This window comes from Halarcobacter ebronensis (genome assembly GCF_013201825.1).
Taxonomy (GTDB): Bacteria; Campylobacterota; Campylobacteria; order Campylobacterales; family Arcobacteraceae; genus Halarcobacter; species Halarcobacter ebronensis.
In genome coordinates this window covers 2,733,241-2,751,162 of sequence record NZ_CP053836.1, presented here as the reverse complement: position 1 = coordinate 2,751,162, position 17,922 = coordinate 2,733,241, and the positions used below count along the sequence as shown (strand labels likewise).

The 17,922-nt window shown below is 29.5% G+C and carries 17 protein-coding genes; 12 read left to right on the top strand and 5 right to left on the bottom strand.

Translation table 11 applies throughout. The annotated features are described in order from the left end of the window. Both AEBR_RS13530 and nhaA read left to right on the top strand, forming a co-directional pair. Window positions 1-1,989 (top strand): methyl-accepting chemotaxis protein, encoded by a 1,989-nt coding sequence (locus AEBR_RS13530; protein ID WP_129087422.1) that lies wholly within the window; start codon window positions 1-3, stop codon window positions 1,987-1,989. Between the two features lie 81 nt (window positions 1,990-2,070). Beyond that, window positions 2,071-3,258 (top strand): Na+/H+ antiporter NhaA, encoded by a 1,188-nt coding sequence (gene nhaA / locus AEBR_RS13525; RefSeq protein WP_129087423.1) that lies wholly within the window; start codon window positions 2,071-2,073, stop codon window positions 3,256-3,258. Here nhaA and AEBR_RS13520 read toward each other — a convergent pair. Continuing rightward, window positions 3,255-4,022, bottom strand: a complete 768-nt coding sequence (locus tag AEBR_RS13520) for a DNA-processing protein DprA (RefSeq protein ID WP_129087424.1) — start codon at window positions 4,020-4,022, stop codon at window positions 3,255-3,257. The genes nhaA and AEBR_RS13520 overlap by 4 nt on opposite strands. A 162-nt stretch (window positions 4,023-4,184) precedes the next feature. On the opposite strand from AEBR_RS13520, the gene AEBR_RS13515 reads away from it, so the two are divergent. Then, window positions 4,185-5,114 carry a DMT family transporter gene (locus tag AEBR_RS13515; protein ID WP_129087425.1) on the top strand — a complete coding sequence of 310 codons (930 nt, stop codon included), beginning with the start codon at window positions 4,185-4,187 and terminating at the stop codon, window positions 5,112-5,114. A gap of 20 nt (window positions 5,115-5,134) precedes the next feature. On the opposite strand, the gene AEBR_RS13510 is transcribed toward AEBR_RS13515, so the two are convergent. Together AEBR_RS13510 and ilvC are read right to left on the bottom strand one after the other, a co-directional pair. Continuing rightward, complete coding sequence (locus AEBR_RS13510; RefSeq protein ID WP_129087426.1) at window positions 5,135-6,223, bottom strand: divergent polysaccharide deacetylase family protein; 1,089 nt, start codon at window positions 6,221-6,223, stop codon at window positions 5,135-5,137. A 59-nt stretch (window positions 6,224-6,282) separates the two neighbouring features. Continuing rightward, window positions 6,283-7,305: a ketol-acid reductoisomerase gene (ilvC, locus tag AEBR_RS13505; RefSeq protein ID WP_128982144.1), complete on the bottom strand. Its 1,023-nt coding sequence runs from the start codon at window positions 7,303-7,305 to the stop codon at window positions 6,283-6,285. A 249-nt stretch (window positions 7,306-7,554) separates the two neighbouring features. On the opposite strand from ilvC, the gene AEBR_RS13500 reads away from it, so the two are divergent. Then, window positions 7,555-9,402: an RNB domain-containing ribonuclease gene (locus tag AEBR_RS13500; protein WP_129087427.1), complete on the top strand. Its 1,848-nt coding sequence runs from the start codon at window positions 7,555-7,557 to the stop codon at window positions 9,400-9,402. A 79-nt stretch (window positions 9,403-9,481) separates the two neighbouring features. Here AEBR_RS13500 and AEBR_RS13495 read toward each other — a convergent pair whose 3' ends face one another. Both AEBR_RS13495 and AEBR_RS13490 read right to left on the bottom strand, forming a co-directional pair. Beyond that, complete coding sequence (locus tag AEBR_RS13495) at window positions 9,482-9,820, bottom strand: DsrE family protein (protein ID WP_129087428.1); 339 nt, start codon at window positions 9,818-9,820, stop codon at window positions 9,482-9,484. A gap of 321 nt (window positions 9,821-10,141) precedes the next feature. Next, complete coding sequence (locus AEBR_RS13490; protein ID WP_129087429.1) at window positions 10,142-10,543, bottom strand: DUF2721 domain-containing protein; 402 nt, start codon at window positions 10,541-10,543, stop codon at window positions 10,142-10,144. A 166-nt stretch (window positions 10,544-10,709) separates the two neighbouring features. Between AEBR_RS13490 and AEBR_RS13485 the strand changes: the two genes are divergently transcribed. The 8 genes from AEBR_RS13485 to AEBR_RS13450 all read left to right on the top strand — a co-directional run bounded on the left by AEBR_RS13485 (window position 10,710) and on the right by AEBR_RS13450 (window position 17,920). Continuing rightward, the gene (locus AEBR_RS13485; RefSeq protein ID WP_129087430.1) at window positions 10,710-11,927 is read left to right on the top strand and encodes a glycosyltransferase family 4 protein; all 1,218 of its coding nucleotides are present in this window, start codon (window positions 10,710-10,712) and stop codon (window positions 11,925-11,927) included. A 26-nt stretch (window positions 11,928-11,953) separates the two neighbouring features. Beyond that, complete coding sequence (gene holA, locus AEBR_RS13480) at window positions 11,954-12,934, top strand: DNA polymerase III subunit delta (RefSeq protein ID WP_129087431.1); 981 nt, start codon at window positions 11,954-11,956, stop codon at window positions 12,932-12,934. A 68-nt stretch (window positions 12,935-13,002) separates the two neighbouring features. After that, entirely contained in the window at window positions 13,003-13,356 is a 354-nt protein-coding gene (rpsF, locus tag AEBR_RS13475) for a 30S ribosomal protein S6 (RefSeq protein WP_128982158.1), read from the top strand. A 21-nt stretch (window positions 13,357-13,377) separates the two neighbouring features. Then, window positions 13,378-13,899, top strand: coding sequence for a single-stranded DNA-binding protein (locus AEBR_RS13470; RefSeq protein WP_129087432.1), 522 nt, complete (start codon window positions 13,378-13,380; stop codon window positions 13,897-13,899). Between the two features lie 17 nt (window positions 13,900-13,916). Next, on the top strand, window positions 13,917-14,174 hold the full coding sequence (gene rpsR / locus AEBR_RS13465; protein ID WP_128982163.1) for a 30S ribosomal protein S18: 258 nt from the start codon (window positions 13,917-13,919) through the stop codon (window positions 14,172-14,174). Window positions 14,175-14,325: 151 nt separating this feature from the next. Continuing rightward, window positions 14,326-15,327 carry a Fe(3+) ABC transporter substrate-binding protein gene (locus tag AEBR_RS13460; RefSeq protein ID WP_172658910.1) on the top strand — a complete coding sequence of 334 codons (1,002 nt, stop codon included), beginning with the start codon at window positions 14,326-14,328 and terminating at the stop codon, window positions 15,325-15,327. Between the two features lie 9 nt (window positions 15,328-15,336). Further along, window positions 15,337-16,917: an ABC transporter permease gene (locus AEBR_RS13455; RefSeq protein WP_129087434.1), complete on the top strand. Its 1,581-nt coding sequence runs from the start codon at window positions 15,337-15,339 to the stop codon at window positions 16,915-16,917. A 4-nt stretch (window positions 16,918-16,921) separates the two neighbouring features. Continuing rightward, the gene (locus tag AEBR_RS13450; protein WP_129087435.1) at window positions 16,922-17,920 is read left to right on the top strand and encodes an ABC transporter ATP-binding protein; all 999 of its coding nucleotides are present in this window, start codon (window positions 16,922-16,924) and stop codon (window positions 17,918-17,920) included. The last annotated feature ends 2 nt before the right edge of the window (window positions 17,921-17,922 follow it).

Here is a 17,922-nt window from a genome sequence, read left to right as displayed (position 1 = left end):
ATGTTAAAAAATTTTAGTACCAAGTTTAAGTTGGCATTAGTGCCTATTGTCTATATTGTAATTGTGACAATTGTTACGATTATCTTTACTTACTACAACAATGTTGTAAAAACAAGAATACAAGCAGCAGAAAAAACAGATATATTTATTCAAGATGTCTTAAAGGGAAGAATTGCGGTTTATCAATTTTTAAGAACACCAAATGATTCAAATATTGATAATGTTCATAAGAGCTTTGAAACTCTTGATGACAAAGTTAAAGAGTTTAAATCTGGTCTAACTGTTCAGAAAAACATTGAAATATGTGATGAAATATTAAAAGAATCATCTGAATATATTGAACATTTTGATGCTTTTGCAAAAAAAAGAATTGATGAGTTTAATAATGGAATTTTAAATGAATCTAGTGAAATTAAACCTATTATAGTAAAAATGGCCGAAACTGGATTAAGACTAGAAAAAGAATTAAATCAAATTAACAGCAGTGCAAAAGAGTTAAGTATTCAAGCTGAATCAACAATGAATAATATTCTAATTGCTATTGCAATAATCTCAATTATCATTTTTCTTATTTTTTCTCTTGTTTTGTCAAATATTATTATTTCATCAATTGAGAAGTTTAAAGATGGACTATCTAGTTTCTTTGCATATATTAACAGGGAGACACAAGAGAGTAAACTTTTAGTAATTGAAGGTAAAGATGAGTTTGCAATGATGGCAGCTTCTGTTAATGAGAGTATAGAAAAAACCAAAATTGGATTAAATAAAGATAATGAAACAGTTAAAGAGGTTTTAGCTATTGTTGAAAAAGCAAACAAAGGGTATATGGATCAAAAAGTATTAAGTCATCCAAATAATCCGCAACTTGTGCAATTGTGTGATGCATTAAATGCAATGTTAAGTGGGCTAAAAAACAGAGTTGACTCAATAAACAAAATATTAAATGAGTTTAGTAGTTACAATTTCACAAGTAAATTAGATACTAAAGGGATTGAAGGGGATATGGCATCATTAGTAAATAGTCTTAATTTCTTAACTGATGAAATCTCAACACTTTTAAAACAATCATATACAATTGGGCTTACACTTGATAAATCATCAGATCAATTGATAATAAATGTTGATACTTTAAATAGAAGTTCAACTGAAGCAGCAGCTTCTTTAGAAGAGACAGCAGCAGCACTTGAAGAGATTACAAGTACAATTGTAAATAATGCAGAGAATGTGCACTTAATGAGTGAATATGCAAAAAATCTTAGTAGTTCTGCTAAAACAGGTCAAACATTGGCTCAAAATACAACTAAAGCTATGGAAGATATTACAGATCAAGTAAACTCTATTAATGAAGCAATCTCTGTGATTGATCAAATTGCTTTCCAAACAAATATTCTTTCACTTAACGCTGCAGTTGAAGCTGCAACAGCAGGTGAGGCTGGAAAAGGTTTTGCAGTTGTTGCTCAAGAGGTAAGAAACCTTGCAAGTAGGTCTGCTGAAGCAGCAAAAGAGATTAAAGAGTTAGTTGAGAATGCAACTTCAAAAGCCGCTCAAGGTAAAGATATAAGTAGCCAAATGATTAAAGGTTATGATGAATTATTAATTGATATTAAAAAGTCAACTGAAAAAATTGAGGAGATTGCAAATGCTTCTAAAGAGCAAGAGCAAGGAATTACTCAAATTAATGATGCGGTAAATCAATTAGACCAACAGACTCAACAAAATGCATTAATTGCAACACAAACTCATGATATTGCTGCTGAAACTGATGCAATTGCAAAAGAGATTGTTGCAGATGCTCAATCAAAAGAGTTTTTAGGTAAAAATAAAGTAGCAGCAAGAACATCAGCAAAAAGTGATAGAAAAGAGTCCTCTTCTGCATCTTCAAAACATGAAAGTAAAAAAGTTGAGTCACACTCTTCTAAAAAAACTGAAGTAAAAGACAAAGCCATTACAAGTAATGTAAAAGATGATGACGAGTGGGAAAGCTTTTAATACTTAAGTAAATTTTAGTTTAATTCTTCTCTTAGATATAAAGTTGTATTTTATAAATATAACTTTTTCTAGGAGGAGTAGATGCAGGTTTTAGTAAAAAAATATATAAGAAAAGAGTCAACATCTGGCATTATATTGATTTTTGCAACCATATTGGCTCTTCTTTTAAATAACTCTATTTTTTCAGAATTTTATACCTCTTTTTTACAAACAGAAATTGTCTTTAAAGTTGGACATATTCTTGATATTCAAAAGCCACTTATATTATGGATAAATGATGGTTTAATGGCAATATTCTTTTTACTTATTGGACTTGAAATAAAAAGAGAATTAATTGCTGGACATCTTTCAACTCCAAGTAAAATAGCTCTTCCTGCAATTGCTGCTTTAGGAGGAATGGTAGTTCCTGCATTAATATATTTTATCTTTAATTATGGAGATGACTATGCCCTAAAGGGTTGGGCAATTCCAACAGCAACTGATATTGCTTTTGCCCTTGGAATCTTATCTTTACTTGGAAGAAGGATTCCAGCTTCTTTAAAAATTTTTTTAATGGCTTTGGCTATTTTTGATGATTTGGGTGCAATATTAATTATTGCGCTATTTTATACAAATGATCTCTCTTTTCATGCAATTAGCCTAGCTGGTATTTGTATCATACTTCTTATACTTCTAAATAGATTTAAAGTAACAAGGTTGGGATTTTATATTTTATTGGGTGTATTACTTTGGATTTTTGTACTTAAATCAGGAGTTCATGCTACACTTGCAGGGATAATTGTGGCTTTTACTATTCCTCTTCATGCAATAGATGAAAAAAGAAAAATTATTTCCCCTGTTAAATCTTTACAACACCATATTCACTACTGGGTTGCTTTTTATATTTTACCGCTTTTTGCTTTTGTAAATGCGGGAGTAGATTTAAGTTATACTTCCCTTGATAAACTCTCAAATCCTACTTCGATGGGGATTATATTTGGACTTTTTATTGGAAAACAATTAGGGGTTTTTCTTTTTAGCTATCTGGCAATTAAATATAATATTGCAAAATTCCCAAGGTGCACAAATTGGGCACAACTCTATGGAGTCTCAGTTTTAACTGGAATAGGTTTTACTATGAGTCTTTTTATAGATAGTTTAGCTTTTGAAAATAGTAACGTATTCTTTTTTACTGATAAATTAGCTATTCTTATTGGTTCTTTTGCTTCAGGAATAATGGGCTATTTAATATTAAGATTTGTAAAAAGCCGAAGAGGTTGTAGTATTTAAAGGGGTCTTACAAAACCATTTTCAATTTTTATTATTCCTTCTAATTCCAATTCAAAGATTTTACTTTTGTACTTTTTTACTGCCTCTTCATAGCTTGGAAAACTATTTATAAAAGCTGCAAGTTCACTGGTGGTTACTTTAATTTCTCCAAAAGTGTCAAAAAATTTATTTAAGTCATAAATTGGTTCTATTAATCCCTCTTCAACCAATTTTTGTGTGCCTAAACTCTCATCTAATCTGTGAGGAAGAGTATATACTTTTTTATTCATTTTAAGAGCAAATTCAATTGATCTTAAACTACCACTATTTATATCTGCTTGGGTTACTATCAATACTTCTCCAAGGGCAACTACAAGTTCATTTCTTTGAACAAAAGTATAATTTCTTGGCATTTCATCATCACTATAGGTACTTAAAACAAGTCCCTTTTTTTCGATATCTTCAATTAATTTACTGTTTATGGCTGGATATCTAATATTTAACCCATTTGCAACTACAGCTATTGTATTATTGACACTTGAAGCTTTGTGGGCTATTGCATCAACTCCCATTGCTGCGCCACTTACAACTACAATATCTCTTTTTGATAACTCATTTGCAATAAGATTTGTGTACTTTACACAATATGCATTAGGTCTTCTTGAGCCAACAATTGAGACTTTTCTTTTGTTAAGTAAAGAGAGATCTCCTTTATAAAAAACATCTTTTGGATATTTCTCTAATAAATTAAACTCTTTTATATGAAAATCAATAATAGAAGACATAAATCCCCTTAATAATTTTCTATATTATATACAAATAAGTTTAATTAGTTGTTTTAAAATAAGATAATATATTATGAAAATAAAAAATATACCATGCTTTAATCATTATTTGATATAGTGTGCAAGAAAGAATATTTTTTTATAAGGTTTTAGAATATTGCTATGAATAATACAGCTACATCAACACAATCTTTAACATTATCACTTTTTGCAGTTTGTGGTGCAGGAATATTATGGGGAACAGGTGCTTTAGTAGTGGATATACTTGTTACAAAACATGGTTTTACTCCTGAAAATATCTCTTTTTGGAGATTTTTAATAGGTGATATTGTACTTATAACAATTTTTGGTCGTAAAATATTCTGGCATAAATTAAAACCCTTATTATTAACAGTTGTATTAGCTGGAATTGCTATGGCTGGTTATGTGCTACTTTGGTTTTTGGGTATAGAGCAAATTGGACCAGCTATACCTACTCTTATAGCTCTTTGCTTACCACCAGTTATCGTTACAATAATTACTGTACTAAAAGGGCAAGAAAAAGTAGATTTAAAGCTAATTTTAGTTCTTTTTGGAGCTATTCTTGGGACAATTTTAATCATTCTGAAAGATGATGATGCTTCTACTTTTTTAAACAATTCAAATAATTTACTCTTAGGTGTTGCATATTCCCTTGGTTCAGCCTTTCTTTATGCAGGTTTTTCAATGACAAGTGGTCGAATTTCCAAAGCTCTTGGTGCTGGTCCAGCAACAACTTGTTTAACGATTGTAGCCACATTGGTAATGAGTCTTTTTGCATTTTCTCAACCATTTATCTGGCCAAATCAATTGCCTCCACAAACTTGGTTTTTATATCTTGGTGTTGTAACGGCTGCACTTGCTTTACTTGCTTTTAGTTGGGGTGCAGTACGTTTAAAACCTACAACATTAACTGTTGGAACACTTCTTGAACCATTAACAGCAGTGGTACTTTCTGCTTTTTTATTAGATCAAGCTTTTGGTATCTCCCAATGGATTGGTAGTGCATTACTATTATCTAGTATTTGGTTACTTGGAAATAGAACAAAAATAAAGATGGAACCAATATCATAGAGATATAACTATATTTTATTTTACTTTTTTAAAGTGGGAATTTGATTTAGATATATCATCTCTAAACCATCAAGAAGAGGTTTTGACTCTTTTAAAGTCTTAATAGTTATAGGATGTGGGTGACAAATAGCAATGGCAAAACCATTTTTCTTTGCAATTGCAACTGCTTTTTTCAACTGTCCTTGTATATAGTTAAACTCTTGTTCATTATCTAAGAATACATTTCTAGAGATATATGGCATATTATATTTAAGTGCCATCTCTTTTGCTACACTTTTTCCTGTTGTTCTACTATCAACAAAAACAAAATCATATTTTGTTAGAGCTTTAAATAGTTTATCCATTGCTTCACGATTTTCAGTAAATTTACTTCCTGTATGATTATTTGTATATTTGGCATTTGGATAGAGTTCTCTTATTTTTGCAACTCTTTTTTCAATCTTTTCATAGGTATCATTTATATGAAGAGTACTTGACTCTTCATTTTTAAATGCAGTTGCTTCAAGGGGAAAATGTATCATATAAAAAGGCAAAGGCTGGGCGATTTTAGCTGAATCTGGATGCTTTTTTGTTGGAGGCATTACAGAAATTGTAGTTTTATAACCTATGTCTCTAATTTTATTTATTTGGTATTGGGTTGTAACATCATCAAAAATAATTGCTAATTTAGGTTTAATAGGGAATATAGCTTTCTCTTTTTCCTCTTTTTTAGGCTCTTTACTTTCGATTTTTTTCTCTTCTTCTGTTACACTTTTTTCACTTTTTTTCTCTTCTATATTTGTATCTGTATAATCTTTATAAAAATCTTTTGTATACTCTTCAAATTTATCTTTTTTTATCTTCTCAACTTCATCAAAATATTTATCAAATTTATCTTTTGTATCTTTTACTTTTTGTTCAATTTTTTCCACAGTTTTAGGAATAGGTGTATTATCAATAGTTTTTTTAACTCTATTATTGTCAATAATATATATTAAAAATCCAATAGCAATAATTAAAAGGGCAATAATAAGTAATAAAATATTTATAATCTTAAAATTATAGTTAGATTTACTGGTGCTGTTTTTTCTTCTAGTAGGTTTTCTACTACTCTTTTTCCGTCTAGTCATTAAGTTTTGGATTTGTTAAAGTAAGAAGAACCCTTCTTACTTTAACACTATTAGAAGTTTTAGTTTTTAGATTGATCAACAATTTTATTAGAAGCAATCCAAGGCATCATAGCTCTTAGTTTTTCACCAGTTTGCTCTAATAATGAAGCTTTTGCATTTTTTCTTTCAGCATTCATTCTTGGATATCCAGCTTGTCCTTCTAAAATGAAATCTTTAGCAAATACACCATTTTGAATCTCTTTTAAGATTTGTTTCATAGCAGCTTTTGATTCATCATTGATAACTCTTGGTCCAGAAACATAATCACCATATTCAGCAGTATTTGAAATAGAGTATCTCATATCTGCAATACCACCCTCATACATTAAGTCAACAATTAGTTTTAACTCATGTAAACACTCAAAGTATGCCATTTCAGGTTCATAACCAGCTTCAACTAATGTTTCAAATCCAGCATTAACTAAAGCAGTTGCGCCACCACAAAGTACAGCTTGCTCACCAAATAAGTCAGTCTCTGTTTCATCTTTGAAAGTAGTTTCAATAATTCCTGTTCTTCCTCCACCAATAGCACTTGCATATGCTAAAGCAATATCTTTTGTGTCACCTTTTGGATCTTGGAATACAGCGATTAAGTCAGGAATTCCTCCACCTTTAGTAAACTCTGATCTTACAGTGTGACCTGGAGCTTTTGGTGCAATCATCATTACATTTGTATTTTTTTCAGGAATAATTCTTCCATAGTGGATATTAAATCCATGTCCAAATGCTAAATAAGCACCATCTTTAAGATTTGGTTTAATCTCTTTTGCATAAATATCAGCTTGATTTTCATCTGGTAAAAGAATCATTACAACTTCAGCAGCTGCAGTAGCTTCTGCTACAGTTTTTACAGTAAATCCTTTAGCTTCAGCTTTTGCCCAAGATGAACCACCTTTTCTTAAACCAACAATTACTTCTACACCAGAATCTCTTAAGTTTTCAGCGTGTGCGTGACCTTGAGAACCAAAACCAATCATTGCAACTTTTTTTGATTTTATTAATTCGATATTACAATCTTTATCGTAGTAAACATTTAATGCCATATTACAATTCCTCTAGTAAATTTTGAGCGATTATATCCAAACAAAGTTAAAATCTAGGTAATTCAATGTTGAAGAATCTTTTATAATAATAACTTATTTTAGTATTTAAAGCTAAATAACTTTTGTGTTTTTTAGGTATAAACAATAAATGTTAAGAGGAATGATAGTATCATAATAACTAACAAAATATACTTCTTTTAGGGGTATTTATATTATTATCAATTATAAAAAATGAAGAGGAATCGAATATTGTATAAAGAACTATTTACTAAAGTACAACAAAATATAAGAGATTTTAGTGAAGAAGAGATAAAAAGTTTAGAAGAGTTTGTTAAAGAGGGTTTTATAGTTAAAAATGAAAATTATGAAATAAACTCAAAATATAGAGTTGGACAAGTAAGAGTTGATAAAACCAAAGCTGTACTTTGTGATTTGGTAAATGAACATAAAGATTTAGTTTTAGATTTTGAACATCTAAATGGTGCTTATGATGGAGATTTAGTTTTAGTAAAAAGAGTTTTTAATCCAAGAAATAAAATAAAAGCAAAGGTTATCAAACTCTTTTCAAATAACAACAATAAGAATATTTTAGTTTATGTAAAAAATAGAGAGTATTACACTGTAAAAGAGTCAATAAGACTTCAAAATACTCCAAATACTCTTTTAGAGGATGGAGAACTTTTAATTGTAGATAGCAAGAGTTTTGAAATTCAAGAAGAGTTAGGGAATATAAGCAATCCAAAAGTGGATGAAAGAATATCACTAAATCTATATAAAGAGGAGATAAGATTAGAGAAAACTCCTTTTGTAGAAGCTAAAATGGATGACCTAAAACAGAGAGTTGATTTAAGGGATTTGGCATTTTGTACAATAGATCCAAATACTGCAAAAGACCATGATGATGCCATCTATTTTGACTGGGAAAATTCAATTCTTTATGTGGCAATTGCAGATGTCTCTTATTTTGTAAAGGAAGATAGTGAACTGGATAAAATAGCTTTTAAAAAATCAACATCAGCTTATTTGCCTTCAAAAGTTCTTCCTATGCTTCCAAATGAACTTAGTGAAGATATGTGTTCACTAAAAGAGGGAGTTGATAGATACTCTTATGTTTTTAAAATCTATCTTGATTTACAAAAAGTTGAGGTTAAAAAGAGCGAACTTCTTGAAGCAGTTATTAATTCCCATAGAAAATTTTCTTATGGAAGAATTGACAGAGTTTTAGAGAACAAACTTGATACTTATACGCAAGTTGAGAAGCAAATTTTTGATTATCTTCTTCCTTTATATGAAGTAACCAAACAATTTAGAACAAAAAGATTAAAAGATGGATATGACTTTAGAAGTAGTGAGTATAGATTAAAACTTTTAAATGAAGAGTTGCAAAGTGTTGAGATTGAAACTTCAAGTTCATCTCACCAACTAATAGAAGAGTGTATGCTTTTAGCAAATATTGAAGCAAGTAAAAAAGTAAATAGTGTTGGGATTTTTAGAATTCATGAAGAGCCTCCTTTTAAAGCTATTACAAAATTGATTGATGATGTTAATAGCCTTGGAATAAAAGCAAAACTTCAAAGTGATGTGCACTCAACAATTACTCATATTCAAGAGAAAGCTAAACACTCTGTTTTAAGGGAAGAGATAGATGAACTTATTATTCATGCTCAAACCCAAGCAAAATATAGTTCAAGAAATTTAGGGCACTTTGGGCTTGGATTTAAGTCTTATTCTCACTTTACAAGTCCTATTAGAAGATACTCTGACTTGGTTTTACATAGGATGTTAAAAACAAAACAGACTCCTAAAAATATTGATGAAATATGTGATTATATCTCAGAGCAAGAGAGAAAAATAGATCAAATGGTTTGGGACTTTGAAGATAGAAAATACGCAAGATGGGCTTTAAAAAATATAGGAAAAGAGATAAAAGCAAAAATTATAGATACTGAAAAAGGTATTGCAGTCACTTATGGACAAATAGCAGGAGCAAAGATAAAACTTGATAACTATAAAGGGCAAACCCTTTATGGGAAAATAAAAGTTATTATAAAATCAAGTGATATCCTCTCAAAAGCGATAATTGGAACCATAAAATAATAAAGAGATTGAAAAACTTTTATTATAAAACTCTTTTGGGATAAAAAATTATATCTTTATTTACTATTTAGGAAGTTTCTTAAACACTTATAATAGTATCTCCACTTTTTATCCAATTACTTAGAAGCTCACCTGTATAATATACATCTATATTACAAGCTTCTAACCCTTCAGCTATTTCCATATTCTCTGCACATTTTAGACAAGCTGTAACTTTAACACCATCATCTATCATAGCTTTTACTTTATCTTGAATCTCTTTATCTTGAGCTATTAGTTTTTGACTAGCTCCCCAAACTAAAACTGAAACTTCATCCATCCAACCTTTTATTTTTGCATTGTGTGCATATAGAAGTACCATATGTATTGATGTCTCTTTGTTATCAGTAGTCCAAAGAATTTTTGCCTCTTTTTGCATAAAATATCCTTTTAAAATTTATGAATTATTGTTTGATTATACATAAGAGAACTTTTGCTTTAATAAAGTTTTTTTATTAGCTTTGTTTTTATTTTTAATAAAATCTAAGGTTTAACAAAGTCTGGACTAAAGAGCTAGCCGCGAAATTTAACAAATTAAAAAATCTTTGATTTTTTATCTTTGAGGGTATTTGCTTTAGCAAACAGTGAAGACGTTGGTGGCTTTTTGTATTACTTTTTGACATCAAAAAGTAATAGAAGCGCAATTCTTTGTAAAAGAGTGTAAGAGAGAATAAAAGCTTTAACTTTTAACAAAAGAGTCTTATTGCGAACATCTGTCATTCAAATCTTTTAACTCCAAATTTAAAGCATTTGATGAGATATAAACTTCCCAAATGCAAATAGCTAAAGAGATACACATAATTATAAGACTAAAACCAAAGATTTTTTTACCTAAATCGTAATATCCTAAAAACAGTGCAAACATTGATATGGTACAAAAAAGCATTGACAAAGCGCCAAAAAACTGCATCCATTTTGTAAGTTCCAATCTTTTTTTCAAGTTTGCAATTTGTCCGCTAAAATCTCTAATACCGTCAGTTCTAGCTTGGCTACTTATTGCCCTTATAAGTTGTCCTGTTGTTAAAAATCTATTTGTATATGCTAAAAGAAGTAGTGAAATAGCAGGAAAGAGTAGGGCTGGTGTTGAAATTTCTATTTCCATATTAAGCCTTTTTTATTTTACATTTTAACAGAAATAATATATAAAAGTAATGTTTGTTATTGGAATTTTTATGCAATTTAAAAATTAATAATAGATTTTACAGAAAGCTAGGAAAAGTATATTTTTGCTAATATTTTAAATAGCAATTATATCTATAAGGTACTAAATGAAAATTTTACATGCATTGGCACAAAGACCAGGGAAAACTGGAAGCGGTGTCTTTTTACAACAATTATTTAAAGCAGGTTTTGAAAAAGGATACCAACAAGCGGTACTTGCAGGAGTTCCTTTAAATGAGCAAGAACCAGGCATTGATAATTTAGATATGAAAAACTACTATCCTGTTTTATTTGAAACTTCAACATTACCTTTTCCTGTTGTTGGTATGAGTGATGTAATGCCATATAAAAGTACTAAATATAGTGAATTAACAAAAGAGATGTTTAACTCTTATGAAAAAGAGTTTAAAAAAGTTATAACAAAGGCTGTTGAGGAGTTTAAACCTGATGTTGTAATTTGTAATCATATTTGGCTTTTAGCAACTTTTATCAAAGATTTATATCCAAATTTAAAAGTTTTAGCTCTTTGTCACGGAACAGATTTAAGACAACTTGAAAGAGCTTTTCAATTTGTAGATTTAGTAAAAGAAAAAATTCCTAGATGTGATTATTTTTTTGCTTTAAACTCTGTACAAAATGAGGAAATTAAAAGATTGTACAAGCTAAATGACGAACAAGTTATTACAAGTGGAAGCGGATATAATCCTAAAATGTTTTTCCCTATAAAAAGAGAAAAAAATAAAAAAATAAAAATCACATATGTAGGAAAAATTTGTAATGCGAAAGGGGTTCCTCATCTTATAAATGCATTTGAAAATGTAGAAAATTGCGAAAATATGGAATTGAATTTGATAGGGAATGGTACAGCAAAAGAGAGTGATGATATAATAAAAAGTGTAGTTATATCAAAAGCAAATATAAGATACTTGGGATTACTTCCTCAAAAAGAGCTAGAAGAGATATTAAAGTATAGTGATATTTTTATTTTACCTTCATTTTTTGAGGGTTTACCTCTAGTTGTTATAGAAGCATTAGCCTCAGGTGCAAAAGTAATAACTACAGATCTGCCAGGTCTTGATGATTTTTTAGGAGATGAGTTAAAAGAGCTTGGTGCTATAAGATATATTAAAATGCCAAGATTAAAAAACTTAGATACCCCTTTTGAAGAAGATATAAAAGAGTTTGAGAATAGTATAAAAAGATTTATTAAAGAGGTTAGTTTAGAAGTTATTAGTGATAAAAAATATGATATTGATAAAGTAATTAAACTTTTAGAAGATAAAACTTGGATAGGTCTTTTTAATAGATTAGAAAAACTATTTTAAAAGTAAATTTAGGTTAATATTTCACTATGTATAAAAATGAATTCGACAACCTTTTAAATCAAAACAAAATATTTAATGCCTATATGTTTTATGGGCAATCAAAATTTTTAATAGAGTATTATACTGATTTGGTGGCCAAAAGACTGGGAACTCCTGATGAGGTAGAGAAACTCTATTTTGATGATTTTGATTTTAAATATGCAAAAGATAAACTTCTACAATCATCACTTTTTTCTTCAAATAATATTTTAGTTATAAAACTAGAGAAGAAGCTAAATAAAAAAGAGGTTGAAGAGCTAATAGAGGCTTGCAATATAAATCCTGACTCAAAAGTTATTTTTGCTTGTATGGATGATGGCGAATTCAAAACTATGGCTGGATATTTTACAGAGAAACAAAATGCTGTTAGCGTTAGAATGTTTTTACCTTTTGTAAATGAAGCAATAAAAATAATAGAGAGCCATGCAAAAGCCTTAAATATAAAATATGAAATTTCAGCACTAAATAATCTTTATTTTATGCATAGACAAGATTTATCTTTATGTGTGAATGACTTAAAAAAACTCTCAATTTTAGAACAACTAATAACTCCTGATTTGATATATAAACACTGCTTTGGAATAGGTGCAGTGAACTTTGAAGACTTCTTACACAATCTTTTAGAAGGGCAAGATATAAGTGAAGATTTGGAAGCTTTATTGGAAGAGGGTATGAATGAGATATATCTTCTAAATCAAGTAACTTCATTTATCCAACAACTCTTTATGATAAGCTCTTACGCAAGGGTTTACGGAAGTGCAAATGCAAAAGAGATTTTAGGTTTTATTCCTCCAAAAAATATTTGGGAGAGAAAAAGTAGATTAGCAATAAATATAAAACCAGAGAAATTTTTAGAACTACTTGATTTTCTATTAAATATAGAATTGGAGTTAAAATCTTCAAAAATAAACAATCAAAATCTATATCTCCAAGCTTCTCTTAGGAAAATTTCAGTTTTAATTAGATAAAATCACAGACTTTACAAAAACCTTGCTGATATTTGTAAAGATACCGGCACAATCTATAAGGAGAATTAATGACAAGAATCAAACATTATGAAACAATGTTTATCTTAAAGCCAACTCTTACAGAAGAAGAGACTAAGGCTCAAATCGATTTAGTAAAAGCTACAATCGAAAAAAATGGTGGTGAAATCGTATCTTGTGATGATATGGGAACTAAACAACTAGCTTATGAAATTGAAAAACACAAAAGAGGTTACTATTTCGTAATTTATTTCAAATGTCAAACTGATGGTATCTTTGAAATAGAAAGAAACTACAGAATTAATGAAAATATTATCAGATTTATTTTCATCAAATATGAAAGTAAAAAAGAAGTTGTTGCTTGGACAAAAATGAGTGATGAGGCAGCTAAAAAAGCTAACTAATTAAATTTATAGGAACATCTTATGTATAATAAAGTAGTAATGATAGGTAACTTAACAAGAGATATTGAGCTTAGATATATGCCAAATGGTTCTGCATTAGCTAAATCTGCAATTGCAACAAGTCATAGATATAAGACAAATACTGGAGAACAAAAAGAAGAAGTTTGTTTTTTAGATTTCAATATTTTTGGAAGAAGTGCTGAAATTGCTAATCAATACCTAAGAAAAGGTTCTAAAGTTTTATTAGAGGGAAGATTAGTATTTGAGCAATGGACAGCACAAGACGGATCTAACAGAAGTAAACATGCTTTAAGAGTTGATACTATGAAAATGTTAGATACTAAAGCTGATTCGCAAAATGTTGTTCCACAACAAGGTGGTGGGGATAATGGTTATAATCCACAAGCTCCACAATACAATCAATCTCAAGCACCTCAAAGCAATGTTGGTCAAAATAATTATGGTGGTAGTATGAACTCTGTGCAACCGCAAGAGTACAGTATACCTGAAATCGATATTGACGATGACGAAATACCTTTCTAGAATAATAAGGACATAAAATGGCAGAAAGAAGAAAATACGGAAAAAAATTTTGTAAATATACTGAGATGAAAGTTGATTTCATTGATTATAAAAATGTAGATTTATTAAAAATCTCTATGAGTGAAAGAGGTAAAATCATGCCTAGAAGACTTACTGGTAACTCTAAAAACTCTCAAGAGATGGTAGAGAAAGCAATTAAAAGAGCTAGACACATGGCATTAGTTCCATATATTGTTAACACTCAAAACGTTACAGATGCGGCTTACGTAAAATAGTCTATATTCTGATTAGATAAAAGGGAAGGAAGTTTATACTTTCTTCCCTTTTTTTATGCCAAAAATTTCTAAAAGCCTATAAGAGAGGGTTAAGTAATTTCTCTATATAATTTCAATAACAATTATCAATTACGAAAATAAGGATATTTTGATGAAATTAATTTTAGGATTTTTTTTGATATTCTCTGCACTTTTTGCAAGTGAAGAGGTAAATGTTTATTCCCACAGACATTATGATACAGATAAACAACTTTTTAAAATGTTTGAAGAAAAAACGGGAATAAAAGTAAATGTAGTTAAAGCTGACGCAAATGCTTTAATAAAAAGATTAACAAGTGAAGGTGATAAATCTCCTGCTGATGTATTAATAACTGTTGATGCTGGTAGATTATACCAAGCAAAAGAGCTAAATCTTTTACAGGCAATTAAATCAGACTACTTAATAAATAATATACCAGAAAATTTAAGAGATGAAGATAATGAGTGGTTTGCTCTTACAAAAAGAGTTAGAGCTTTTGTTGTTCCAAAAGATAGTGGTTTGGAAAACAAAATCAAGACTTATGAGGATTTAATTAAACCAGAGTTTAAAAAGATGATTATGACAAGATCTTCAAGTCACATATATAACCAATCTATGCTTGCAGCTGTTATTGCCCACCATGGAAAAGAGTATGCACTAAAATGGGCAAAGGGTGTTGTCAATAATATGAAAAGAGCTCCTAGAGGAGATGATAGATATCAAGTAAAAGCAGTTGGAAATGGGATTGGAAAGATAGGAATTGTAAATACATATTATGTGGGACAGATGACTGGCTCAAAAGATCTTTCTGAAAAAGAGGCAGTTCAAAATGTGAAAGTGATTTTCCCTGTATTTGAAAATGGTGGAACACATATCAATGTAAGTGGAGCAGGTGTTACAAAATATGCGCCACATAAAGAAAATGCTATCAAATTTATTGAGTTTTTGGCAAGTCCTGAGGCACAAGAGCTTTTTGCAAATGATAACTTTGAATATCCAGTTGTAAAAGGTATGAAAGTAAATAGTGTAGTTGCATCTTGGGGTGAATTTACTGATGACAAAATTTCAGTTAATACTTTGGGTAAATACAACGCAGATGCCGTTAAAATCTTTGATGAAGCTGGTTGGAAGTAAGAAGTTAGATTGAAGATATTTAATAAATTAACAATAAGTAGTGTTCTTTTAACGCTACTTATCTCTATTCCTGCGCTTATTTTAATCTCAAATATATTTGTAAGCAGCAAAAATTGGCAACATCTAGTTGATACTGTACTTTTTACATATATTTACAACTCTTTATATATAATGGTAGGAGTTGCTATTTTAACCTCTCTTTTGGGATTTACAACAGCTTATATTACAACTTTTTACAGCTTCAAAGGTTCAAAGTTTTTCCATTATGCTTTAATCCTTCCTTTTGCAATTCCGACATATATAATGTCATATATTTATGGAGGAATGTTTGATATAACAGGAAGTGTTACAACTTTTATTTTAGATTTTATGGGTAAATCTTTTGATGAAGTAAATTTCTTTGATATTATGTCAATAGAGGGCGCTATTATAATTATGTCTTTGGTTTTATACCCTTATGTGTATCTGATCTCTAAAACATATCTAAAAGCAGAATCTTCATCTATTATTGATGCTTCAAGAACAATGGGACTTACAAATTTTCAAATCTTTTATAAGGTAATAATTCCTATTTCAAGACCAGCAATTGTTGCAGGAGTGATTTTGGCAGTAATGGAAGCTGTTGCAGATTTTGGAGTTATGGATTATTATGGAGTATCAACATTTGTAACTGGTATTTTTAGAACTTGGCTTGGAATGGGAAGTGTGGAAGATGCTTCAAAACTTGCCTCACTTTTAATGCTTTTCATTTTTTTACTTATTTTTGCTGAGAGATTTCAGCGAAGAAATAAACAGTATAACAGTAGTGGAAAAGATTTTAAACCAATTATAAAACAAAAACTAAAAGGTTTAAAAGCCTTTTTAGCTTTTCTTGTATGTTTTATTCCTTTCTTTTTAGGGTTTTTACTCCCTTTTTCTCAAATGAGTTATTGGTTTTATATCTCTTATGAAGAGATTATTGATGAAGATTTTTTAACAATACTTTTTCAAACTCTTTCACTAGGAGTATTTAGTTCTATATTAATAACAATATTGGCATTTGTAATTACATACAATGTAAGAGTTCATAAAAATAAAATAGCTGAAAATCTAGTACAAATCTCAAAACTTGGATACTCAATTCCAGGAGCAGTTGTGGCTGTTGGGATTTTGAGTTTTTTTAGTATTATAGATAGAAATTTGGACATTTTACTAAGTGGAACAATAGTTGCCATAATCTTTGGTTATGTGGTTAGATTTATTGCAATCTCAATAAATAATTATGAGTCAGGATTTAGTAAAATTCCAAAAACCTATGATGATGCTTGTAAAACTATGCAAATAGGAAGTTTTCAAACCTTTTTTAAGATGGTTTTCCCTCTTATTAGAGGTTCAATTATGGTAAGTTTTATTATTGTTTTTATTGAAGTTATGAAAGAGTTGCCTTTAACAATGATATTAAGACCTTTTAATTTTGACACTCTTCCTGTTTTATCCCATGAGCTTGTAAATCAATCTCAGATAATAGAGTCTAGTGTTCCAGCAATGTTTATAGTTGCCTTTGGAATTATTTCAGTTTTGATTTTGGCAAAAAAAATGGTTAAGGATTAGTAGTATGGTAGGAGTTAGCCTAAAAAATTTCTCAATCTCTTTTTCAGATACAAAGATTTTAGAAGATGTATCTTTCGATGTTATTCAAGGGGAGATTGTAACAATTTTAGGACCAAGTGGTTGTGGTAAAAGTACAATTTTAAGAAGTATCGCCTCTTTGCAAGATGAGTATAGTGGAGAGATTTTTATAAATGATCACTGCTTAATAAACAACGGACAAAAACAGTGTCACAAAGATATTGGATATATTTTTCAAGATTATGCACTTTTCCCACATCTAAATGTAAAAGAGAATATTGAGTTTGCCCTTTATAAACTAAAGGCAATAGAGAGACAAAAAAGAGTTGATAAGTTATTAAAACAGTTTGACTTAGTTGAGCATAGAAATAAACAAATCCATGAACTAAGTGGTGGACAACAACAAAGGGTATCAATAGCTAGAGTTTTGGCATATGAACCAAAAGTAATACTTCTTGATGAACCCTTTTCAAATTTGGATTCAATACTTAGAAATAAAACAAAAGTTTGGCTAAAAAAACTTATCAAGCAGATGGGACTTAGTGCTATTTTGGTTACCCACGATCAAAAAGAGGCTTTAAGTATGAGTGATAAAATTGCAATTATTCATAATAGAAAAATTGAACAATTTGGAACACCAAAAGAGCTTTTTGAATCTCCAAACTCACTTTATGTGGCAAATTTTTTAAATAGAATAAATAGCCTTCCTAATGAATTAAGTCTATCGTTGGGTGTTGATGTTAATGAAGAGAGTGTTGGGGTTGTTCCTATTGATAAAATAAGTTTCTCGCAAAGTGGAGTTAAAGCTTCTATTGAAGATATCTCATATTGCGGAGATTATTATGAAGTGGAAGTTTTATTATGTGATTATGAAAACAGTTCTATATTTATAAAAACTACTTCAATTGATGAGCTTGAAAATAGCAGTGAGTGCTATTTGACAATCAATTTAGAAGATATAAAAGTAGTAAAAAAGAGTATTTAACT